Consider the following 20501-nt stretch of genomic DNA (forward strand, 5'->3'; position numbering starts at 1 on the left):
TTATAACACGTACCAGGGGGGCATGATGGAAAAGAATAATGAAGTCATTCAGACCCATCCGCTTGTAGGATGGGACATCAGCACCGTCGATAGCTATGATGCGCTGATGCTGCGTTTACACTACCAGACCCCAAATCGTCCGGAACCGGAAGGGACTGAAGTTGGTCAAACGCTCTGGTTAACGACAGATGTAGCCAGGCAATTTATTTCAATATTAGAAGCCGGCATCGCCAAAATAGAATCAGGCGATTACCAGGAAAACGAGTATCGTCACCATTAGCGTGACGCGCTCCCCCTCTCTCAGGCACCGTAAGGTGCCTCACTTATTTCTGGCTTGTATATCTCAGCGCAGTTATTTACCTTGAAATCATCGCGATAGCAGAGAGAAGCTGATGAAATACGACCTTATTATTATCGGCAGCGGTTCGGTTGGCGCCGCCGCTGGTTATTACGCCACCCGCGCCGGGCTAAAGGTCCTGATGACCGATGCGCATATGCCGCCTTATCAACAGGGCAGCCACCACGGCGATACCCGTCTTATCCGCCACGCTTATGGTGAAGGCGAAAAATATGTCCCGCTGGTGCTTCGCGCCCAGACGCTTTGGGATGAGCTCTCCACACACAATGAAGAGCCTATTTTTGTCCGCTCCGGCGTCGTCAACCTCGGCCCGGCCGATTCCGCTTTCTTAGCCAACGTCGCACGAAGCGCGCAACAGTGGCAATTGAACGTCGAGCGCCTGGACGCGACGGCCCTCATGACGCGCTGGCCGGAAATTCGCGTGCCCGATAATTATATCGGGCTGTTTGAAGCTGACTCCGGTTTCCTGCGCAGCGAATTAGCCATTACCACATGGCTTCGTCTGGCCCGAGAGGCAGGCTGCGCACAGCTATTCAACAGCCCGGTAAGCCATATTCACCATGATGATAACGGTGTGACGATAGAGACGAGTGAAGGCTGCTACCACGCCAGCAAAGCGCTGATTAGCGCGGGCACCTGGGTCAAAACGCTGGTACCGGAGCTGCCCGTTCAGCCCGTACGTAAAGTTTTTGCCTGGTTTAAGGCGGATGGACGTTACAGCACTAAAAACCGCTTTCCGGCCTTTACCGGCGAAATGCCCAACGGCGATCACTATTACGGTTTCCCGGCGGAGAACGACGAGTTAAAAATCGGCAAACACAATGGCGGGCAGCGAATACAGGCACCGGAAGAGCGCAAGCCCTTTGCCGCCGTTGCCAGCGATGGCGCGGAAGCATTTCCTTTCCTGCGTAACGTACTGCCGGGTATCGGCGGTTGTTTACATGGGGCGGCATGTACCTATGATAATTCGCCGGACGAGGATTTTATTATCGATACGCTGCCTGGCCATGAGAATACGCTTGTCATCACTGGACTCAGCGGACATGGTTTTAAATTCGCCCCGGTGTTAGGAGAAATCGCTGCGGATTTTGCGTTGGGAAAAACGCCCTCCTTTGATCTGACGCCGTTCCGGCTTTCCCGTTTTAGCCAATAATTTGTCGGCCCCGTAAAGGGGCTGTTTATTAAGGTAAGCTATGCGTCGTCTCTTTCATTTTCTGATGAATAATATTCGCGAACATTTCATGCTTTACGTTATTCTTTGGTCGCTGCTGGCGGTGATGGATATTGTTTATCTCCTTTTCTTCTGATTGCTTTTCATTGACGTTAACTAACACTTCCTGAAAGTTCCTCACTTTTTATTTCATAATGTTGAAGCACGGCAATAATGCCAACTCCTGCCGTTGTGCGGTTACAGGAGTGAAATATCTCGAAACTTCTGAAGCTGAATCGCAAACAACATCAAAATTATTGAAATAAAAATAAATATCATTCAAATTCTTATTTATAAGTTGCATTCGGCGCTTTTCCACGCCATTTTCATTCTCTCGTGAAATATTCATTGGTGTGTTTATGCAATTTAAAAATACTCCACAACGTTATGGCGTAGTTTCCGCCGCCCTCCACTGGCTGACCGCCCTAGTGGTCTATGGCATGTTTGCGTTGGGTTTATGGATGGTCACGCTCAGTTATTACGACGGCTGGTATCACTAGGCGCCGGAAATACATAAAAGTATTGGCATGTTACTGATGATGGCGCTGATCGTGCGTATTATCTGGCGGCTTTATTCTCCGCCGCCCGTTGCGTTGACCAGCTATTCCCGTTTAACGCGCATTGGCGCCGCCGCGGGTCATATCCTTCTGTATCTCCTGCTCTTTGCGATAATCATTAGCGGCTACCTGATTTCCACCGCCGACGGTAAACCGATTAGCGTCTTTGGCTGGTTTGAGATTCCGGCCACGCTTACGGACGCGGGCGCGCAGGCTGACATCGCCGGAACACTGCATCTGTGGTTTGCCTGGTCGCTGGTCATTATCTCGCTCTCGCATGGGGTTATGGCGCTAAAACACCATTTCATCGATAAAGACGACACACTGAAACGTATGACAGGAATGTCGTCATCTGACTATGGAGCTCAAAAATGAAAAAAAACCTGCTGGGATTCACCCTCGCATCCTTGTTATTCACGACCGGTTCCGCCGTGGCGGCGGAGTATAAAATTGATAAAGAAGGCCAACATGCGTTCGTCAATTTCCGCATCCAGCATCTGGGCTACAGCTGGCTATACGGCACCTTTAAAGATTTCGACGGCACGTTCACTTTTGACGAAAAAAATCCGTCAGCAGACAAAGTGAATGTGACCATTAACACCAATAGCGTCGACACTAACCATGCCGAACGTGACAAACACCTGCGTAGCGCGGAGTTTCTTAATGTTGCGAAATTCCCGCAGGCAACCTTCACCTCTACCAGCGTGAAAAAAGAGGGCGATGAACTGGATATTACCGGCAATCTGACGCTCAATGGCGTGACTAAACCGGTGACGCTGGAAGCGAAGCTGATGGGCCAGGGCGACGATCCGTGGGGCGGTAAGCGCGCGGGCTTTGAGGCCGAAGGAAAAATTAAGCTGAAAGATTTCAATATAACTACCGATCTCGGCCCAGCCTCACAAGAGGTGGAGCTTATCATCTCAGTAGAAGGCGTTCAGCAGAAGTAACGCCTGGCGAAATGCCGGATAGCAGCCTTTACGCCGCTATCCGGCAAAATATTACTCAGCCGGATCGGGAATGCTCAGTTTGCTATTAAGCCGACCCCGCGATTTATTAAAAATTTTGTTGCCGTTCTCACGACCCGCGCGACGTCGGCGCTGTTCTTCCTCCGGCAAGGCCAACTCTTCACAGCATTGTTCACTACAGCAGCCGTTAAATTTACTGGCGCACTGCGGACACTGGATAAACAGCAGATGGCAACCGTCGTTTTTGCAGTTGGTATGGCTATCGCAGGACACGCCGCACTGATGGCAATGCGCGATAACCTCATCCGAGATGCGCTCGCCCATTCGCTCATCAAATACAAAGTTTTTGCCGATAAAGCGAACGGGAAGCCCCTGCTCGCGCGCGCGACGGGCGTACTCAATGATGCCACCCTCAATATGCCAGACTTTATTGAAACCGTTGTGTTTCATCCAGGCGCTGGCTTTCTCACAACGAATACCGCCGGTACAGTACATCACTATCTTTTTATCTGCATGTTCCCGCAGCATTTCAACCGCTTTTGGCAACTGTTCACGAAACGTATCCGCCGGGATTTCCAGAGCATTTTCGAAATGGCCGACTTCATACTCATAGTGGTTGCGCATATCAATAAAGACCGCGTCAGGATCGTCCAGCATCGCATTCACATCTGCCGCCTTCAGATAATCGCCGACATTACTGGCGTCAAAACTCGGATCGTCAATACCGTCAGCGACGATACGGTCGCGAACTTTCATACGCAGCACCCAAAATGACTTTCCGTCATCCTCCAGCGCGATATTTAAACGCACCCCGTCCAGCGCGGGGTCGAACGTATAAAGCTGTTGACGAAAGGTCTCAACCTTGCTTTGCGGCACGCTGATTTGCGCATTGATGCCCTCATGCGCCAGGTAAACGCGACCAAAAACGTCCAACGCCGTAAACACCTGATACAACGCGTCCCGCGTCTGTTGCGGCGAGGCGATAGTGAAATATTTATAAAAAGAAATTGTCGTACGCGGCTCGCTTTCCGCCAGCATTTTGGCTTTCAGCTCGTCATTAGAGATGCGGTTGTGTAACACTGGCATGGTGTACGTATCCTGCAATCAGCAAAAAATAAAGTGGGCAGGCATGATAAGGCAAGTCTCGCCAATTTACATCCACACATTTTGCGCTACATTTCCTGCTTTACGCTAAATAATTAACAACAATTGTCGATTTAATCGCCACTCTCCTGCTACATATTTTTGCTCAACGCAAAAAGATGCGAGAATACGGAGAATTGTTCGTTGAAAGACAGGATAGAAATGACGAAGTTGCCTAAGTTCTCCGTGGCCTTACTGCACCCGCGCTATTGGTTAACCTGGTTGGGTATAGGCGCGCTTTGGTTGGTCGTGCAACTCCCCTACCCGGTCATCTATAAATTGGGTTGCGCATTGGGCCACCTGGCGCGACGCGTAATGAAACGCCGCGCGAAAATCGCCTATCGCAACCTTGAATTATGCTTTCCGGAAATGAGCGCGCAGGAACGCCACACCATGGTGGTCAAAAACTTTGAATCCGTCGGTATGGGCGTGATGGAAACCGGCATGGCCTGGTTCTGGCCCGATCGGCGAGTGAACCGCTGGATGGAAGCGAGCGGTCTGGAGCATATCCGTGAAGTTAAGGCGCAGGGGCTGGGGTTCATTCTGGTAGGAATACATTTCCTTACCCTTGAGTTTGGCGCCCGCATGTTTGGTATGCATAACCCGGGTATCGGCGTTTATCGCCCGAATGATAATCCGTTGCTCGACTGGTTACAGACCTGGGGGCGCTTACGCTCCAATAAATCGATGTTGGATCGCAAAGATCTGAAAGGTATGGTTAAGGCATTGAAAAGCGGCGAATTGATCTGGTATGCGCCGGATCACGATTATGGCCCGCGCGCCAGCGTCTTTGTACCGTTATTCGCCGTCGACCAGGCCGCTACGACCTCCGGTACCTGGATGCTCGCGCGCATGTCTAAAGCCTGTATTATCCCCTCCGTGCCTCGCCGTAAACCCGACGGGAAAGGCTACGAACTGATCATCCTTCCTGCGGAATATTCGCCTCCGCTGGAGAGCGCAGAAGCGACTGCCGCATGGATGAATAAGATTGTTGAGCAGTGCATTATGATGGCGCCAGAGCAGTATATGTGGCTGCATCGCCGCTTTAAAACTCGCCCTGAAGGCGTACCGTCGCGCTATTGACAGGATTGCAGCCGTCAGGCTGCAATTTTTCCCCTCTTTTAGCTTTAAAAGCTCCCCACATTGCGAGGCTGGTAAGGTCGGCGCATAATTATAATTAGTACGCTCATAATTAAATTGATGATAGCGCAAAACGCGCATCATACTGTGGAACACTATGTCACCCTCTGATGTCCCCATAAACTGGAAACGCAATCTAACCGTTACCTGGCTGGGCTGTTTTTTAACCGGCGCGGCATTCAGTCTGGTCATGCCTTTTCTCCCTCTCTACGTTGAGCAACTCGGCGTAACAGGCCATAGCGCGCTCAACATGTGGTCCGGGCTGGTCTTTAGTATTACGTTCCTCTTTTCAGCTATCGCTTCCCCTTTTTGGGGCGGTCTGGCGGATCGTAAAGGGCGTAAGATCATACTGTTGCGTTCCGCTCTCGGCATGGCCATTGTGATGCTGTTAATGGGCATGGCGCAAAATATCTGGCAATTTCTGATCCTCCGCGCGTTATTAGGCCTGCTGGGCGGATTTATTCCCAACGCCAATGCGCTCATCGCCACTCAGGTGCCGCGCCACAAAAGCGGCTGGGCGTTAGGGACGCTCTCTACTGGCGGCGTCAGCGGCGCTCTGCTTGGCCCACTTGCGGGCGGTCTGCTCGCCGACCATTACGGCCTTCGCCCGGTCTTTTTTATTACCGCCAGCGTTTTGTTTATCTGTTTTCTGCTCACCTTCTTTTTTATTCGCGAGAATTTCCTGCCGGTGAGCAAAAAAGAGATGCTTCACGTTCGGGAAGTGGTCGCCTCGTTAAAAAATCCCCGCCTGGTGTTAAGCCTGTTTGTCACCACGCTGATTATTCAGGTGGCGACGGGGTCTATTGCGCCCATCCTGACGCTCTATGTGCGCGAACTCGCGGGAAATGTCAGTAATATTGCGTTCATTAGCGGGATGATAGCGTCCGTTCCCGGCGTGGCGGCATTACTTAGCGCCCCCCGGCTCGGCAAGCTCGGCGACAGAATTGGCCCGGAAAAGATCCTTATCGTCGCGCTGATTATTTCCGTACTGCTGCTGATTCCAATGTCTTTTGTGCAAACGCCGTGGCAGCTCGCGCTATTGCGGTTTCTGCTTGGCGCGGCGGATGGCGCGCTGCTGCCAGCCGTTCAAACTCTGCTGGTTTACAACTCTACCAACCAGATAGCCGGGCGCATATTCAGTTACAACCAATCTTTCCGCGATATCGGCAACGTCACCGGCCCTCTCATGGGTGCCGCAATTTCCGCGAGCTATGGCTTCCGCGCCGTATTCTGCGTCACGGCAGGCGTGGTGTTGTTCAATGCTATCTATTCATGGAACAGCTTACGACGGCGCAGACTGGCAATAGAATGATTTTTGCGCTTTCATACTTGCAATATCACAGAATCAGCTATTCTTTCCCTAAATACCTCGTCAAATCAAAGGGAGACACTGATGACCATGTATGCCACGCTGGAAGAAGCTATCGATGCAGCCCGGGAAGAATTTCTGGCTGACCATCCAGGCCTCGAACAAGACGAAGCGAATGTGCAGCAGTTCAACGTTCAGAAATATGTACTGCAGGATGGGGACATCATGTGGCAGGTCGAATTTTTCGCCGATGAAGGTGAAGATGGCGAATGTCTGCCGATGCTGAGTGGTGAAGCCGCACAGAGCGTGTTTGACGGCGATTATGATGAGATAGAGATCCGCCAGGAATGGCAGGAAGAGAATACTTTGCATGAATGGGATGAAGGGGAATTCCAGCTTGAACCCCCGCTTGATACCGAGGAAGGCCGTACTGCGGCAGACGAATGGGATGAGCGTTAATTACTCATAAGGCCCGTGGTGAATATCGAGCGGCAGTAGCAGTGTATCGAAGATCAGTGAGAAGGGCAGATCGAGGATAGTGATATAGCGCCATGCGGAATCACGCATATCCCACTGCACGCCAGGGTAATACTGGTTGCCGTGTCCTTGTCCGGGGATCGTTCTGCTGATAATACTGCCGCAGCCGCTCAGGGTAATCACCATTATGCTCACCGCGAATATACGCACCTGATACCTCATTTCACTATAAAAATACCGGCATCACGCCGGTATTTTTCACCTCACTCCAGACCTGAAGACCTTATCCCGCTGACGATGTTCGTCCCTGCAACGCCTGCGGATTCAGGACGAGAGACTGATAATGGTTTACCCAGGAAGAGTATCTCTCTGGCGCATTCCAGACCCGATAGTGTAAACGCGCCATCGTCACCGGATCGCTGAGCAAAACCAGACGCCGATCGCGGTTCAGTTTCTCCGGCGTTTCGTTTAGCGCCTGCTCCACATGACGATCGCGGGCTATTTCCAGCACCTTACTGGCGCGGTGACGCGCGGTGGCCATCGCGGTCGCCAGCGCATTAAGCGACGGGTTAAATACCGCATGCATAAAGCCATCGTCCAGAATACGGCGGCGATTCATCTCCAGATATTTATCGGTATCGACCAACACCTGAGGCGGCGAATACTCTTCCGGGATCAGGAACAGCTTCCAGCGTTTGGTGCGTAATCCTACCGTTGAACGACTGGAGATCACCGAAACAAATGGCGACAGAATCAGCGAAAAGACAATCGGCGCCAGCCAGAACAGAAAGCGTAAATCCAGCCACGCCATACCCACCGCCCAGACCAGCCCCAGCAGCAGTTGAGAGCCGTGACGCATAAAGGCTTCTCCCCACGGCGTAGAATCATCGTCGCGTTGCGGTGAGTTCCAGACCACTTCCCAGCCGAGGAACGCGCTGACCACAAACACGGTATGAAACAGCATACGCACCGGCGCCAGCAACACGGAGAACAGCACTTCCAGCAATAGCGACAGCGTAACGCGCCAGAAACCGCCATACTCTTTGGTGCCTTTACACCAGATCAGCATAATACTGAGCAGCTTCGGCAGGAACAGCAGCACCATCGTTGACGCAAACAGCGCGATTGCCAGTTCCGGACGCCACTGCGGCCAGACCGGAAAAAGCTGGCGCGGCTGAAGGAAATATTGCGGCTCTGTTAACGCATGAACGACCTGCAGCGCGGTAGAAAGCGCGAGGAACATAAACCATAACGGCGCGGACAGGTATGACATTACCCCGGTCAGGAACACGGCGCGATGCACCGGGTGCATTCCTTTCACCAGGAACAGACGAAAGTTCATCAGGTTGCCGTGACACCAGCGGCGGTCGCGTTTAAGCTCATCCAGCAGGTTTGGCGGCAGCTCTTCATAGGAGCCGGGGAGATCGTAGGCAATCCAGACGCCCCACCCTGCCCGACGCATTAGCGCCGCCTCCACAAAGTCGTGGGAAAGAATCGATCCGGCGAACGAACCTTCTCCCGGCAGCGGCGCCAGAGCGCAGTGCTCGATAAACGGCTTCACGCGGATAATGGCATTGTGCCCCCAGTAGTGCGACTCCCCCAACTGCCAGAAGTGCAGCCCGGCGGTAAACAGCGGTCCATAAACACGGGTCGCGAACTGTTGGCAGCGGGCATACAGAGTATCCATCCCCGACGCTTTCGGCGAAGACTGGATAATCCCGGCGTTAGGGTTCGCTTCCATCAGGCGCACCAGCCCGCTCAGACACTCGCCGCTCATCACTGAGTCCGCGTCCAGCACCACCATATAGCTGTACTGATTGCCCCAGCGGCGGCAAAAATCGTCAATATTGCCGCTTTTGCGTTTCATACGGCGGCGGCGGCGACGGTAAAAAATTTGGCCTTCGCCCTGCACTTCCGCGATGAGCTCCATCCACGCCTTTTGCTCCGCCACGCAGATATCCGGGTTATAACTATCGCTAAGGATATAGACGTCAAAATGCGCGGCGTTGCCTGTGGCTTTAACGGACTCCCAGGTCGCGCGCAGACCGGCGAAAACGCGGCTAACGTCTTCATTACAGATAGGCATGATCAGCGCCGTCTGGTGTTCCGGATTGAGGGGCTCATCGCCAACCGTAGACGCGGAGATACTGTACTTATCGCGCCCGATAAGCAGTTGCAGGAAGCCCATCAGCGCCGTCCAGAATCCGGCAGACACCCAGCAGAACAGCACGGCAAACAAAATCAGGATACCGGTTTGCAGCATGTAGGGCAGGAGCTGCATAAAGGAGACCCAAATATCCTGCCCCACCATATCCATAGGATTGATGAGCGCCCATCCCTGATAGGGCAGAATGGTCTTCATATACCAGGTCGCGACGACGGTTTGCGCCAGAGTCAAAATTAACAAAATATAGCGGCGTATAGTGCCGACGGTACGCCATTTTTGCTCACTCGCCTGCTCTTCTTTTGTCAGACGAGAAACATAGCGCGGCGTTACATCCCGCCCACGCAGGCGATCCCAGAAACGGCCAACCGGGTTGGTTCGCCAGGGATCAGGAAACATCGAAGAGCGCGTCGCTTTTGGCATAGCCTGCAACTGATCGCGCCCTTCATCATCTTTAATTAACTGCCCCTTCGCCAATGAATCCGGCCAGGCGTGTTCAAGGCGGGCTTTTACGGAACCCTGCGGTGAATCGTCTTCTCGCGAGTAAGTCCGATGCTCGGCATCCAGCGCCTGATGCACGGCGCGGATGTCAGTTTTCGGCAATGCCGCTTTCTCACGTTCAGAAAGCAGCAGTGCGTCAATATACTCAGTTGTTTTATTCATTGGCAGGTAACTGGTAGCTCCAGGTTTCACTTAGCGTCTGATCGGCATTCACCAATGCGGCACGCATTTCCGTGGTTTTCTTCGCGTCTTTGACTTTCACGCGCAGCATTAAACGCCAGCCTTTAGTGACTGGGTTATAGCGTACATTACTGTCAACGATTTCACCGTTATCGCCAATGCTGGTTTGTGCAGCGACGGGCGTATCCGGCGGCAGTTTTTTCATGTCGGCGCCAACGAAATCCACCACAAAGGCAATAGTGCCGTCGGGCTGGCGAATCAGATTCGACTGTTTAACGTCGCCCGTTGAGCGGCGTGTTTGCAGCACCCAGGCATTATCCGGCGCATGAAGTTTATCTTCATCGCGGCTGAAGGTCAGAGTGTACTTGAAGTTCATCTCTTTACCCGGTTCCGGCAGTTGATCCGGAGTCCAGTAAGCGACGATGTTATCGTTGGTTTCATCATTGGTCGGAATTTCAACCAGTTCAACCTTACCTTTGCCCCAGTCGCCTTTCGGGGTAATCCAGGCGCTTGGACGCAGGTCATAGCGATCGTCTAAATCTTCAAAGCGCGAGAACTCGCGACCACGCTGCAACAGGCCGAATCCCTGAGGGTTTTCCATCGCATAGCTGCTCACAGCGAGGTGTTTTGGATTGTTCAGCGGACGCCAAATCCACTCGCCATTACCCGCATGAATGGATAAGCCGTTCGAGTCATGCAATTCCGGACGATAGTTGGTCGTCGGCGACGGCTGGTTTGGCCCAAACAGGAACATACTGGTTAATGGCGCAACGCCCAGCTTGCCCACCTTATCGCGCAGATAGACTTTTGACTGCACGTCCACCACGGTATCGCGGCCAGGAATGATCACAAAACGGTAAGCGCCGGTCGCGCGCGGAGAATCCAGTAATGCATAGACGGTCAAACGCTTATCGGTGGGTTTTGGACGCTCAATCCAGAACTCGCGAAAGCGGGGAAACTCTTCACCAGATGGTAAGGCGGTATCAATCGCCAGGCCGCGCGCAGATAAGCCATACACCTGGCCTGCGCCGATAACGCGGAAATAGCTGGCGCCAAGCATACTGACGATTTCGTCGTTCTTATCTTTACTGTTAATGGGGTACAGGACTTTGAACCCGGCGAAGCCTAAATCTTTTACCGTGTCTTTATCGTGCTGAACATTGCCAAAATTGAAGTAATCCGGGCTGTATTTGATTCTTTTGACCGTCGTCGCCGTCACTTCGTTAATCTTGACCGGCGTATCGAAGTACATCCCCTGATGGTAAAATTCGAGCTTAAAAGGGGTCTTTAAGTTGTTCCAGTAGGCTTTATCGCTGTTAAACTGGATCTGCTGATAATCCGCATATTTCATGTCGCGGAAAACGGAGGGCAAGTTGCTTTTAGGCGCCTCATAGCCTTTCCCGGCTAAAGATTGAGCTTGTTTTGCCACGTCATCAATACTGAACGCCCAGCTCGATGATGCGTAGAGCGTTAACATAATAGCTGCGCCCAACCAACGCATTTTCATCATTTGTCGTTTATGTTTCATAATAAGTAAGCACTTCCCCCTTTGTGTGCTTATATCGATCCGATCCATTTTAATGGATAATCAGGCATTACGACAACTGAATCCAGGCTTTGTTCAGCGCGCTGGCTCATGGATTAAGCACCTCCCGCGCCTGTTTTCACTTTGCGTGCTTATCCTGGAGACAGGTTGTCGGAGTTGGTGTAGGGTTGCTACCGAATGTAACTATAATTCGCCTTATGGATAAGGTGAAAAATCTGAGAATACGTGACCTTATATGAGCTCTGTACCCGCGCCGCGTGAATATTTTCTTGACTCTATCCGCGCATGGCTGATGTTGTTAGGGATTCCCTTTCATATCTCGTTGATCTATTCCACTCACAGTTGGCATGTCAATAGCGCCGCGCCATCGTGGTGGCTAACCCTGTTTAACGATTTTATCCACGCTTTTCGTATGCAGGTGTTTTTTGTTATTTCTGGTTATTTTTCGTACATGTTATTTTTACGTTATCCATTAAAACACTGGTGGAAAGTACGGGTAGAACGTGTGGGTATTCCCATGCTTACCGCAATCCCTTTGCTTACCTTGCCGCAATTTATCCTGTTGCAATATGTCAAAGAGAAAACAGAGAACTGGCCTACACTCTCTGCCTATGAAAAATATAATACGTTAGCGTGGGAACTCATTTCACATCTGTGGTTTTTACTGGTGCTGGTGATATTAACCACCGTCAGCATCGGGATTTTTACCTGGTTCCAAAAAAGGCAGGAAACAAGCAAGCCTCGTCCCGCCGCTATTTCGCTGGCCAAACTTTCGCTTATTTTTTTCCTGCTGGGGGTGGCGTACGCTGCTATCAGGCGCATTATATTCATCGTATATCCGGCAATCCTCAGTGACGGCATGTTCAATTTTATTGTGATGCAAACGCTATTTTATGTGCCGTTTTTTATTCTCGGCGCGTTGGCCTTCATTCACCCCGATCTGAAAGCGCGCTTCACCACGCCCTCACGCGGATGCACTTTAGGCGCTGCCGTTGCTTTTATCGCGTATCTGCTGAATCAACGTTATGGGAGCGGCGACGCCTGGATGTACGAAACCGAATCCGTGATTACGATGGTAATGGGGCTATGGATGGTGAACGTGGTATTTTCACTGGGGCATCGCTTGTTAAACTTTCAGTCCGCGCGTGTCACCTATTTCGTGAATGCTTCGCTGTTTATTTATCTGGTGCATCATCCCTTAACGCTTTTCTTTGGCGCGTATATTACACCGCATATCTCCTCCAACCTGATCGGGTTCTTGTGCGGGCTGATATTTGTTATGGGTATTGCGTTAATTCTGTATGAAATTCATTTACGCATCCCGCTCCTGAAATTTCTCTTTTCAGGTAAACCGCCGGTAAAACAAGAAAGCCGCGCCGCGATCGGGTAGTTTTCCGCGCGCGGGTTCACAGCAACCATTCCACAGGTAAAATTGCCGCCAACCGTACCAGAACTCGCTGCCAGAAACGCGTAGCGGGTTCTTTCTTTAACACCTTTTCCTCTTCTTGCTGACGATCGATCCAGTTAATTCGTCCCCAGCGATCCAGCCGCAGTTGCCAGGCCGCATCGCGTTGGCTCTGCGTAAAACGCTTATGAATAAGCGTCGCCAGCGTTTCACTTTCAATGACAAAGCCCATTTCGGTATTTAAAAGCGTTGAACGGGGATCAAAATTAAGCGACCCGATAAACACCTTACTACCATCAATACTGAACGTTTTAGCATGTAAGCTGGAACCTGAGTTCCCGGTGAGTCCGCGATCATGTACGGCGGTTTCATGTTCGCGGGTCGGTTTCAGTTCGTAGAGCTCCACGCCATAGCGCAGTAATTTCTTGCGCCAGCGCGCGTACCCTGCGTGAACGACCGCCACATCGTTGGCCGCCAGAGAGTTAGTTAAGATGGCGATCTTCACACCTTTCCTGACCAGATTAAGCAACTGCGCCACGCCTGCGCGCGTAGGGACAAAGTAAGCGGAAATAATGTCGATACGCTCCGTCGGCGACCCCATCACGTCAAATAATCGCTGCGGAAGAAGCGAATGGCGCTGCGCCTTCCCCTCGCCTTTAGAAGGGTCATCGCTAAGCAAGCGTGTTTTTGCCCAAATCAGCGGCAACGTTCCGCGATCGAGATCCGCCATAAACTGGCTGGTTTCCAGCTTATGCAGATAACGGCGGGTGATCTCATCGTTATACCAGGATTCGGGAAGTTCGATACGCTGCGTCAGTTCCTGCTCAGAAAGGGATAATACTTGCTGCAATGTCGACACTGAACTACAGCGCCAGTAACGTTCAAAATCATTGGCGACATCATTGACCACCGGGCCAATGGCCATCACGTCCAGATCGGAAAATAGCGGCTCCTCGCCAGCGCCGAAATAGGCATCGCCGATGTTGCGCCCACCGACCAGCGTCACTACGCCGTCGGCAGTGTAACTTTTATTGTGCATCCGCCGATTCAGCCGCGCAAAATCCGTCAAATATCCCAGCGCGCGTAGCGTACGAAAAGAGAAAGGATTAAACAGACGAACTTCGATATTAGGATGGCTATCCAGCAAGCGCAACGTATCATCCAGACCAGGCGTATTGTTATCATCCAGCAGCAGACGAACATGAACGCCGCGCTTCGCCGCCGACAGCAGAACCGAAAAGAGCAGCCGCCCGGACATATCGTCTTCCCAAATATAATACTGCACATCCAGCGTCCGCGCCGCCATTTCGGTCAGGCGGTAGCGGGCGGCAAAAGCGTCCAGACTGTTATCCAGCGCAAGAATGCCGCACTCTCCGGGATGGCGCGCGCATAGCGGTTCAACGGCACGCTCCAGGCGTGTTTTATCAGGCAGGGTCGTCGCCTTGCTGAGTAAGTAATCTTGCGTAAAGCCGGGCAGTTTCTTCATCATAACAGACAAAGTATACCTGTTCAGGCAGAGCGTAACGGGTAATAAAATCTGAAACCGTCCTGACGGCGACTTCAGCGGCCTGGGCGCGTGGATAGCCATAAACGCCGGTACTGATTGCCGGAAAAGCGATGGAACGAAAGTGATTCGCCTCGGCAAGCAGCAAACAATTCCGGTATGCCTCTTCGAGTAGCTCAGCTTCCTGGTGTTCGCCGCCTCGCCAGACGGGCCCCACTGTGTGAATAACCGCCTTTGCCGAAAGCTTGCCAGCAGGCGTGATAACCGCATGTCCCGTCTGACATTCGCCCTGTTGCTGACGGATGAGTTTACAGGCGTCCAGCAATGCCGGCCCCGCCGCGCGATGAATTGCGCCGTCTACGCCACCGCCGCCCATTAATGATGCGTTAGCGGCATTCACAATCGCATCGACGCTAAGTTGAGTGATATCACCCTGTATGACCTGAAGACGTGATGTCATAACCCCCCCCTTTTGTCTCACCTTATCTGCAAAGTGTACAGCAGGGCTTTCAACAGAGTCGCTCTTTTTATATCTATGACACCGCCGTTAACGGTACTCAATATTCATCACCGCCAGGCTTTTTTGCGCATCGAGATAATGCAGCCGTACCGTCGCAATGGACTGAATATCCTGCGGTAATCCAGATGCCTGCCGAAGGTCTATCCGGTGCATTTGCTTTTTACCTTCGCGTAGGCAGGTTAAATCAATATTTTCGGCGTGAGTAGAAATATCGCACAGTGGCTCAACAATCGCGCCGCGAAAATGGATAACGCCGCCCTGTACCGTTTGTTGCCCTACCGCAGAATGGATAAAAAAAGCGCAGATACACAGGCCTATGGCAGGGATATTTTTCTTGATTACGGACATGTTAACTCCTCAATGATTAGTCATCCTCGAGGGTTCGGCGTTACCTTTTAGCGACATGCCGAGACGATGAGACGCTTTTATCGCCTCTTTAATACCCAGGTCAGCCAATCCATTTCCGCCACCATCAAAAACTACTGTGCAGAAGGCGGCCATTGTTGTGATAAATGCAGTGATTGTCCGTCCGAAACAGTAACAATAATTTTAACCGAGTCCTCTGAAGATATATTTACACTAAGACGAGACAACTCAATCGGTTGATTAGCAGGTAAAGATAGCGTTTGTTTTTGCTGTGTATGGCTTTGTCCCCCGACGCCGTCGCGCACAGAGAGAATTTGCACCAGACAGACGCAGGGTTCGTTTAATGTGACCTGAGGGATCACCGTGTAAATATCGCCTTGCTGAGTCGTGGTAAACGTAATCTGATTTGAAAGTGCGGCAAGGAGCAATAAAGTATGCATAATTTCCTCCCGAAAAAAAACAGGGCTTACGCCCTGTTTTTTTATTAGCGCAGACGCTAAATTAATACTGGTTAGCCGTGGCGTTGTTGCCAAAACCAACCTGACGCACCATTACGCTGGAATCAGATGCGGTCTGATTAACCAGCGCGGCGTTATTACCGCCGTATTGACCGACAGTAATATCGGAGTTTTTAGCGTTCCACTGGTCGATGGTGGCATTGTTTCTGAAACCATTCTGAGTCAGTTCAATAGTACTGTTATCCGCACCCTGGCCTACATCGGCGCCGTTACCATAACCGCTCTGGGTAATGGTCGTTTCAGATTTACGGGCATCGCTTTGCAGAGCAAGCGCAGCGTTAGCGGAACCGTACTGATAAATGCTCAACGTGGAATCCGGCCCGGAACTATTGCCGCCGCCGTTATGATTACCGCCGCCGCCCCATTGTGGAACGACGCCAGCCAGAGCACTGCCAGAAACTACGATTGCTGCGAATGCTGCCACTTTTAAAAGTTTCATGGTAAAACCCCCATCGGATTGATTTAAAAGTCGTAACGGTATTAGCGTTGGGTGACGCGAATAGCCATATGCGACTGTTTCTGCACTACAACTGCTGTTTTCTGCGTACCGTACTGGGTAATATTGGCCTTATTTCCAGAACCTTTCTGGATAATAGCCGCACTATTACCGTAAGCGCTTTGCGATATACTGGCATCGTTGGCATTGCCCGTTTGCTCAATATACGCAAAGTTATAATTCCCTGCCTGGTCGACTTTCGCCCGATTATTTTCTCCTTCTTGTGAAATAACGGACAATAGTTTTGATCCTTCCTGGCGTACTCTGGCACTATTATCCGTGCCGACTTGACCAATAATGGCCGCCTGATTAAATGAAGACTTGCTTAATTCATTTACCGCAAAATTATACTCTGAACGAGCCAGATCATAATTTGTCGCGGTTGCAATCCCAGGCGCACCCAGTATTGTCAACATCATAAATAACAATTTGTTTTTCATGCTGTCACCCTGGACCTGGTCGTACATAGCGAAAATTATCTATTACCTTGTTAGCGACATGCGTTTTTTGTTAACGCGTCGTTACGATGAAGAGTATGTCCGTGGAAACATTTTTAATAACTCACCCACGCGTGGTATTTTGTTATTTAAGCTCATACCAAAGTGCTAATAAAACGATAGCCATGTGATTTTTTATAATTGATTTTTGGCCACAGAAGATAGTGTATCGCGCACCTAAAAAATGAAGTGTTGGTGTGTGTTATGCCGCCATGGGGATGTTCTTATGCTTCCCATGGGGGGCAATACGCACAAGACGTGACACACTTCGTTTTTTTTTGTCTTTGTGCTGTCCAGGTTAATGCCACGTCTCAAATTTTAAGAAAAAATAAAATCAAAACATGACATACAATAATTAAAATGATTAAAAATCAATGAATTATTATAATTTGTATGATTTTTTAAATCTATGCAATAACAGCGAAATGTACAACTTTACTATCAAATCTAAACTTCAAAAAAACCCAAAAACAACATTTTAATATATATTTTTACATCTTGTTACAAGTTTAACACTTGCTTTAAGATTTGTAATGGCTAGATTGAAAACAGTTAAAAGTATTTTCGTAAATATTTTTCTCTTTCTGGATAATGGGCTATTTCAACCCACAGCAGTGCAACATCTGTCAGTACTTCTGGTGCCTTTATTTTATGGGGGCAGCTGTCAGATGTGCGATTAAAAAAAGTGGAGTTTCATCATGTTTAATGAAGTCCATAGTAGTCATGGTCACACACTATTGTTGATCACAAAGCCATCTCTGCAAGCTACGGCATTATTGCAACATTTAAAGCAATCGCTGGCCATAACCGGAAAACTGCATAATATTCAACGTTCTCTGGAAGATATCTCAGCCGGTTGCATTGTTTTAATGGATATGATGGAAGCGGATAAGAAGCTTATCCACTATTGGCAGGATAATTTAAGCCGCAAAAACAATAATATAAAAACATTATTGTTAAATACCCCTGACGATTATCCCTACCGTGAAATTGAAAACTGGCCTCATATTAACGGCGTGTTTTACGCCACTGAAGACCAGGAACACGTGGTCAGCGGATTACAGGGTATTCTGCGGGGCGAATGCTATTTTTCACAAAAATTAGCCAGTTACCTGATTACACACTCAGGAAATTACCGCTACAACAGCACCGAGTCCGCATTACTCACTCATCGCGAAAAAGAGATCCTCAATAAGTTACGTATTGGTGCCTCTAATAATGAAATCGCCAGGTCGCTATTTATCAGCGAGAATACGGTTAAGACACATCTTTATAATCTTTTCAAAAAGATAGCTGTCAAAAATCGCACCCAGGCAGTTTCATGAGCAAACGATAATCTCAGGCGGTAAGGCCATGAAACGCTATCTGACCTGGATTGTAGCAGCAGAGTTACTGTTCGCTACCGGAAACCTGCATGCCAATGAAGTTGAAGTCGAGGTTCCCGGATTGTTAACCGACCATACCGTCTCTTCGATAGGACATGAATTCTATCGTGCATTCAGCGACAAATGGGAAAGCGAATACACCGGCAATCTGACCATTAATGAAAGACCCAGTGCGCGTTGGGGAAGCTGGATCACCATAACGGTAAATCAGGACGTTATTTTCCAGACCTTTTTATTTCCAATGAAAAGAGACTTCGAGAAAACCGTCGTCTTCGCATTAGCGCAAACAGAGGAAGCATTAAATCGCCGACAAATAGATCAAACGCTATTAAGTACGAGTGATTTAGCGCGTGATGAATTCTAAAACATGATTTTTATCCGGAGGCTGTCATGCGTGTTAAACATGCAGTAGTGCTGCTCATGCTTTTTTCGCCATTAACCTGGGCTGGAAATATGACGTTCCAGTTCCGTAATCCTAACTTTGGTGGAAACCCCAATAACGGTTCCTTTTTATTGAATAGCGCCCAGGCGCAAAATTCATATAAAGACCCCGCTTATGATAACGATTTTGGTATCGAGACCCCCTCAGCGTTGGATAACTTTACGCAGGCTATTCAATCGCAAATTCTGGGCGGCTTGTTGACCAATATTAATACCGGAAAACCAGGACGTATGGTGACCAATGATTTTATTATCGATATCGCTAATCGCGACGGACAGCTCCAGCTCAACGTCACGGACAGAAAAACGGGAAGAACCTCGACCATCGAAGTGTCAGGTTTACAAACTCAGTCAACCGATTTTTAAGCTACAGTCACTAAAGGATATAAATCATGCCGCGCTTACTTATTTTGGTTGCCGTTTTATTGTTGAGCGGATGCTTAACTGCCCCGCCGAAACAAGCTGCGAAACCGACATTAATGCCCCGCGCACAAAGTTACAAAGATTTGACGCACTTACCTGCTCCCACCGGTAAGATCTTTGTTTCGGTATATAACATTCAGGATGAAACGGGCCAATTTAAACCTTACCCGGCAAGTAACTTTTCCACGGCTGTGCCGCAGAGCGCCACCGCTATGTTGGTCACCGCGCTGAAAGATTCGCGCTGGTTTATCCCACTAGAACGACAAGGCTTACAGAATCTTTTGAATGAACGGAAAATTATTCGCGCAGCCCAGGAAAACGGCACCGTGGCGATGAATAACCGTATCCCGCTTCAGTCGTTGACGGCGGCAAATATTATGGTGGAAGGTTCTATTATTGGTTATGAAAGTAACGTCAAATCCGGCGGGGTCGGCGCAAGATATTTCGGTATTGGCGCCGATACGCAGTATCAGCTGGATCAGATTGCTGTCAACCTGCGCGTGGTTAACGTCAGTACGGGCGAGATCCTTTCTTCGGTGAACACCAGTAAAACGATCCTTTCCTATGAAGTACAGGCAGGCGTGTTCCGTTTTATTGATTACCAGCGCTTACTGGAAGGCGAAATCGGCTATACCTCGAACGAACCGGTGATGCTGTGTCTGATGTCAGCCATTGAAACCGGCGTTATCTTCCTCATTAATGATGGTATCGATCGCGGACTGTGGGATTTGCAGAATAAAGCGGACAGGCAAAATGATATTCTGGTGAAATACCGTGAGCTGTCAGTACCGCCAGAATCCTGATGAATACGACAAAGCGTGGGGAAAACCCCACGCTTTTTTATTTTGTGACCGCCGTATTCGCTGAATGTTGCTCGCGGCGTGATGCCAGCCATAGCCCACTATTTTTCATGGCATAGCCAAAGATTAGCCCCAGCGCCAGCGACGGTAATACCAACCGCCAGTCACCCTGCCCTGCAAATGTCGCGCAGGCGCCGATAAATGTTCCCGGAACAAAAGAAAGCAATAGCTGCTTTGCCTGGATACACATCAGGAATGCCACGATCCCCGTCAACACGTAACTGACAATTTCCAGATGCGGCGCCAACGCGCTACCGTGAATAATGACCAGCGCCCACACCATACCGCTTAACAGCGTACAGGCGGAAATCAACAATCCCTTAAAGCCGCCCTGCGGACAGGCGAAATAAGCCGTACAGCCTAAAAAACCGGCCCAGCTTAGTAACCCCAGGGAGACGGCCACCCATCCCCATATTCCAGAAAGGATGCCCGTAGTGATAGCAATAGAAAGAAGTATGTTCATGGCGCGCATCATAACAGAAAAGCGGCACATTAATGAGATCACGCACACATTTTATGCAATGATGCAAAACCCG

At 50.1% G+C, this 20501-nt stretch carries 23 protein-coding genes and 1 pseudogene; 13 read left to right on the plus strand and 11 right to left on the minus strand.

What is annotated here, in order from left to right:
- Positions 1 to 25 precede the first annotated feature (25 nt).
- From bssS to AAYN39_RS05480, 5 genes and pseudogenes are all read left to right on the plus strand, one after another.
- Positions 26 to 280, plus strand: coding sequence for a biofilm formation regulator BssS (bssS, locus tag AAYN39_RS05460; protein WP_000414440.1), 255 nt, complete (start codon positions 26 to 28; stop codon positions 278 to 280).
- Between the two features lie 112 nt (positions 281 to 392).
- Positions 393 to 1511 (plus strand): N-methyl-L-tryptophan oxidase, encoded by a 1119-nt coding sequence (gene solA, locus AAYN39_RS05465; protein WP_000872781.1) that lies wholly within the window; start codon positions 393 to 395, stop codon positions 1509 to 1511.
- 40 nt (positions 1512 to 1551) lie between these two features.
- A complete protein-coding gene (locus tag AAYN39_RS05470; RefSeq protein WP_001253282.1) occupies positions 1552 to 1665 on the plus strand; it encodes a YceO family protein in 114 nt (37 codons plus the stop codon).
- A gap of 262 nt (positions 1666 to 1927) precedes the next feature.
- A pseudogene (locus AAYN39_RS05475) lies at positions 1928 to 2500 on the plus strand (cytochrome b).
- Positions 2497 to 3072 (plus strand): YceI family protein, encoded by a 576-nt coding sequence (locus AAYN39_RS05480; RefSeq protein ID WP_000739886.1) that lies wholly within the window; start codon positions 2497 to 2499, stop codon positions 3070 to 3072. The pseudogene AAYN39_RS05475 and the gene AAYN39_RS05480 overlap by 4 nt, the downstream one beginning before the upstream one ends.
- Before the next feature lie 51 nt (positions 3073 to 3123).
- Here AAYN39_RS05480 and AAYN39_RS05485 read toward each other — a convergent pair whose 3' ends face one another.
- Positions 3124 to 4176, minus strand: a complete 1053-nt coding sequence (locus tag AAYN39_RS05485) for a rhodanese-related sulfurtransferase (RefSeq protein ID WP_001144640.1) — start codon at positions 4174 to 4176, stop codon at positions 3124 to 3126.
- A gap of 219 nt (positions 4177 to 4395) precedes the next feature.
- Between AAYN39_RS05485 and AAYN39_RS05490 the strand changes: the two genes are divergently transcribed.
- From AAYN39_RS05490 to AAYN39_RS05500, 3 genes are all read left to right on the plus strand, one after another.
- Positions 4396 to 5316 (plus strand): Kdo(2)-lipid IV(A) acyltransferase, encoded by a 921-nt coding sequence (locus AAYN39_RS05490; protein ID WP_000163974.1) that lies wholly within the window; start codon positions 4396 to 4398, stop codon positions 5314 to 5316.
- 154 nt (positions 5317 to 5470) lie between these two features.
- Entirely contained in the window at positions 5471 to 6685 is a 1215-nt protein-coding gene (gene mdtG / locus AAYN39_RS05495; protein ID WP_000075040.1) for a multidrug efflux MFS transporter MdtG, read from the plus strand.
- A gap of 81 nt (positions 6686 to 6766) precedes the next feature.
- Positions 6767 to 7141, plus strand: coding sequence for a MysB family protein (locus AAYN39_RS05500; protein ID WP_000180050.1), 375 nt, complete (start codon positions 6767 to 6769; stop codon positions 7139 to 7141).
- Here the strand turns inward: AAYN39_RS05500 and AAYN39_RS05505 are convergent, their stop codons facing one another.
- From AAYN39_RS05505 to mdoG, 3 genes are all read right to left on the minus strand, one after another.
- Positions 7142 to 7369: a YceK/YidQ family lipoprotein gene (locus AAYN39_RS05505; RefSeq protein ID WP_001217832.1), complete on the minus strand. Its 228-nt coding sequence runs from the start codon at positions 7367 to 7369 to the stop codon at positions 7142 to 7144. It lies immediately after the preceding gene.
- Positions 7370 to 7442: 73 nt separating this feature from the next.
- Positions 7443 to 9986 carry a glucans biosynthesis glucosyltransferase MdoH gene (gene mdoH, locus AAYN39_RS05510; RefSeq protein ID WP_001044602.1) on the minus strand — a complete coding sequence of 848 codons (2544 nt, stop codon included), beginning with the start codon at positions 9984 to 9986 and terminating at the stop codon, positions 7443 to 7445.
- Positions 9979 to 11514, minus strand: coding sequence for a glucans biosynthesis protein MdoG (gene mdoG / locus AAYN39_RS05515; protein ID WP_001562609.1), 1536 nt, complete (start codon positions 11512 to 11514; stop codon positions 9979 to 9981). The genes mdoH and mdoG overlap by 8 nt, the downstream gene beginning before the upstream one ends.
- Before the next feature lie 271 nt (positions 11515 to 11785).
- Here mdoG and mdoC point away from each other — a divergent pair, with 271 nt between their 5' ends.
- Positions 11786 to 12940 carry a glucans biosynthesis protein MdoC gene (gene mdoC, locus AAYN39_RS05520; protein ID WP_000100054.1) on the plus strand — a complete coding sequence of 385 codons (1155 nt, stop codon included), beginning with the start codon at positions 11786 to 11788 and terminating at the stop codon, positions 12938 to 12940.
- A 16-nt stretch (positions 12941 to 12956) separates the two neighbouring features.
- Here mdoC and AAYN39_RS05525 read toward each other — a convergent pair whose 3' ends face one another.
- From AAYN39_RS05525 to csgB, 6 genes are all read right to left on the minus strand, one after another.
- Entirely contained in the window at positions 12957 to 14444 is a 1488-nt protein-coding gene (locus tag AAYN39_RS05525; RefSeq protein ID WP_000976323.1) for a phospholipase D family protein, read from the minus strand.
- Positions 14380 to 14919 (minus strand): O-acetyl-ADP-ribose deacetylase, encoded by a 540-nt coding sequence (ymdB, locus tag AAYN39_RS05530; RefSeq protein ID WP_000203944.1) that lies wholly within the window; start codon positions 14917 to 14919, stop codon positions 14380 to 14382. Before ymdB ends, AAYN39_RS05525 begins: the two co-directional genes overlap by 65 nt.
- Positions 14920 to 15006: 87 nt before the next feature.
- Entirely contained in the window at positions 15007 to 15327 is a 321-nt protein-coding gene (locus AAYN39_RS05535) for a type 1 fimbrial protein (RefSeq protein ID WP_000111254.1), read from the minus strand.
- 131 nt (positions 15328 to 15458) lie between these two features.
- Positions 15459 to 15785, minus strand: a complete 327-nt coding sequence (gene csgC / locus AAYN39_RS05540; RefSeq protein WP_000557254.1) for a curli assembly chaperone CsgC — start codon at positions 15783 to 15785, stop codon at positions 15459 to 15461.
- 61 nt (positions 15786 to 15846) lie between these two features.
- Entirely contained in the window at positions 15847 to 16302 is a 456-nt protein-coding gene (csgA, locus tag AAYN39_RS05545) for a curli major subunit CsgA (RefSeq protein ID WP_000771416.1), read from the minus strand.
- Between the two features lie 41 nt (positions 16303 to 16343).
- A complete protein-coding gene (csgB, locus tag AAYN39_RS05550; RefSeq protein WP_000791653.1) occupies positions 16344 to 16799 on the minus strand; it encodes a curli minor subunit CsgB in 456 nt (151 codons plus the stop codon).
- Positions 16800 to 17554: 755 nt separating this feature from the next.
- On the opposite strand from csgB, the gene csgD reads away from it, so the two are divergent.
- From csgD to csgG, 4 genes are read left to right on the plus strand one after another with little or no spacing between them, the layout of a single operon-like run.
- Positions 17555 to 18181 (plus strand): biofilm master transcriptional regulator CsgD, encoded by a 627-nt coding sequence (gene csgD / locus AAYN39_RS05555; protein ID WP_000481516.1) that lies wholly within the window; start codon positions 17555 to 17557, stop codon positions 18179 to 18181.
- Between the two features lie 28 nt (positions 18182 to 18209).
- Positions 18210 to 18605 carry a curli production assembly/transport protein CsgE gene (csgE, locus tag AAYN39_RS05560; protein WP_000833307.1) on the plus strand — a complete coding sequence of 132 codons (396 nt, stop codon included), beginning with the start codon at positions 18210 to 18212 and terminating at the stop codon, positions 18603 to 18605.
- Between the two features lie 26 nt (positions 18606 to 18631).
- Positions 18632 to 19048 carry a curli production assembly/transport protein CsgF gene (csgF, locus tag AAYN39_RS05565; RefSeq protein ID WP_001264073.1) on the plus strand — a complete coding sequence of 139 codons (417 nt, stop codon included), beginning with the start codon at positions 18632 to 18634 and terminating at the stop codon, positions 19046 to 19048.
- A gap of 26 nt (positions 19049 to 19074) precedes the next feature.
- Positions 19075 to 19908 carry a curli production assembly/transport protein CsgG gene (gene csgG, locus AAYN39_RS05570; protein ID WP_001137620.1) on the plus strand — a complete coding sequence of 278 codons (834 nt, stop codon included), beginning with the start codon at positions 19075 to 19077 and terminating at the stop codon, positions 19906 to 19908.
- A 37-nt stretch (positions 19909 to 19945) separates the two neighbouring features.
- Here csgG and AAYN39_RS05575 read toward each other — a convergent pair whose 3' ends face one another.
- The gene (locus AAYN39_RS05575) at positions 19946 to 20428 is read right to left on the minus strand and encodes a DUF1097 domain-containing protein (protein ID WP_001546652.1); all 483 of its coding nucleotides are present in this window, start codon (positions 20426 to 20428) and stop codon (positions 19946 to 19948) included.
- Positions 20429 to 20501: the final 73 nt, after the last annotated feature.

It is taken from the genome of Salmonella sp. K21076, assembly GCF_039650795.1.
GTDB lineage: Bacteria > Pseudomonadota > Gammaproteobacteria > Enterobacterales > Enterobacteriaceae > Salmonella > Salmonella enterica.

What these genes read in the sequence shown, in the direction of transcription:
- csgA (WP_000771416.1), bottom strand. Translation starts at nt 16,302, where the DNA reads ATGAAACTTTTAAAAGTGGCAGCATTCGCAGCAATCGTAGTTTCTGGC.
- csgG (WP_001137620.1), top strand. Translation starts at nt 19,075, where the DNA reads ATGCCGCGCTTACTTATTTTGGTTGCCGTTTTATTGTTGAGCGGATGC.
- AAYN39_RS05490 (WP_000163974.1), top strand. Translation starts at nt 4,396, where the DNA reads ATGACGAAGTTGCCTAAGTTCTCCGTGGCCTTACTGCACCCGCGCTAT.
- AAYN39_RS05480 (WP_000739886.1), top strand. Translation starts at nt 2,497, where the DNA reads ATGAAAAAAAACCTGCTGGGATTCACCCTCGCATCCTTGTTATTCACG.
- mdtG (WP_000075040.1), top strand. Translation starts at nt 5,471, where the DNA reads ATGTCACCCTCTGATGTCCCCATAAACTGGAAACGCAATCTAACCGTT.
- solA (WP_000872781.1), top strand. Translation starts at nt 393, where the DNA reads ATGAAATACGACCTTATTATTATCGGCAGCGGTTCGGTTGGCGCCGCC.
- AAYN39_RS05470 (WP_001253282.1), top strand. Translation starts at nt 1,552, where the DNA reads ATGCGTCGTCTCTTTCATTTTCTGATGAATAATATTCGCGAACATTTC.
- bssS (WP_000414440.1), top strand. Translation starts at nt 26, where the DNA reads ATGGAAAAGAATAATGAAGTCATTCAGACCCATCCGCTTGTAGGATGG.
- csgF (WP_001264073.1), top strand. Translation starts at nt 18,632, where the DNA reads ATGCGTGTTAAACATGCAGTAGTGCTGCTCATGCTTTTTTCGCCATTA.
- AAYN39_RS05535 (WP_000111254.1), bottom strand. Translation starts at nt 15,327, where the DNA reads ATGTCCGTAATCAAGAAAAATATCCCTGCCATAGGCCTGTGTATCTGC.
- csgC (WP_000557254.1), bottom strand. Translation starts at nt 15,785, where the DNA reads ATGCATACTTTATTGCTCCTTGCCGCACTTTCAAATCAGATTACGTTT.
- AAYN39_RS05525 (WP_000976323.1), bottom strand. Translation starts at nt 14,444, where the DNA reads ATGATGAAGAAACTGCCCGGCTTTACGCAAGATTACTTACTCAGCAAG.
- AAYN39_RS05575 (WP_001546652.1), bottom strand. Translation starts at nt 20,428, where the DNA reads ATGAACATACTTCTTTCTATTGCTATCACTACGGGCATCCTTTCTGGA.
- mdoG (WP_001562609.1), bottom strand. Translation starts at nt 11,514, where the DNA reads ATGATGAAAATGCGTTGGTTGGGCGCAGCTATTATGTTAACGCTCTAC.
- mdoC (WP_000100054.1), top strand. Translation starts at nt 11,786, where the DNA reads ATGAGCTCTGTACCCGCGCCGCGTGAATATTTTCTTGACTCTATCCGC.
- AAYN39_RS05500 (WP_000180050.1), top strand. Translation starts at nt 6,767, where the DNA reads ATGACCATGTATGCCACGCTGGAAGAAGCTATCGATGCAGCCCGGGAA.
- AAYN39_RS05485 (WP_001144640.1), bottom strand. Translation starts at nt 4,176, where the DNA reads ATGCCAGTGTTACACAACCGCATCTCTAATGACGAGCTGAAAGCCAAA.
- csgD (WP_000481516.1), top strand. Translation starts at nt 17,555, where the DNA reads ATGTTTAATGAAGTCCATAGTAGTCATGGTCACACACTATTGTTGATC.
- csgE (WP_000833307.1), top strand. Translation starts at nt 18,210, where the DNA reads ATGAAACGCTATCTGACCTGGATTGTAGCAGCAGAGTTACTGTTCGCT.
- csgB (WP_000791653.1), bottom strand. Translation starts at nt 16,799, where the DNA reads ATGAAAAACAAATTGTTATTTATGATGTTGACAATACTGGGTGCGCCT.
- mdoH (WP_001044602.1), bottom strand. Translation starts at nt 9,986, where the DNA reads ATGAATAAAACAACTGAGTATATTGACGCACTGCTGCTTTCTGAACGT.
- ymdB (WP_000203944.1), bottom strand. Translation starts at nt 14,919, where the DNA reads ATGACATCACGTCTTCAGGTCATACAGGGTGATATCACTCAACTTAGC.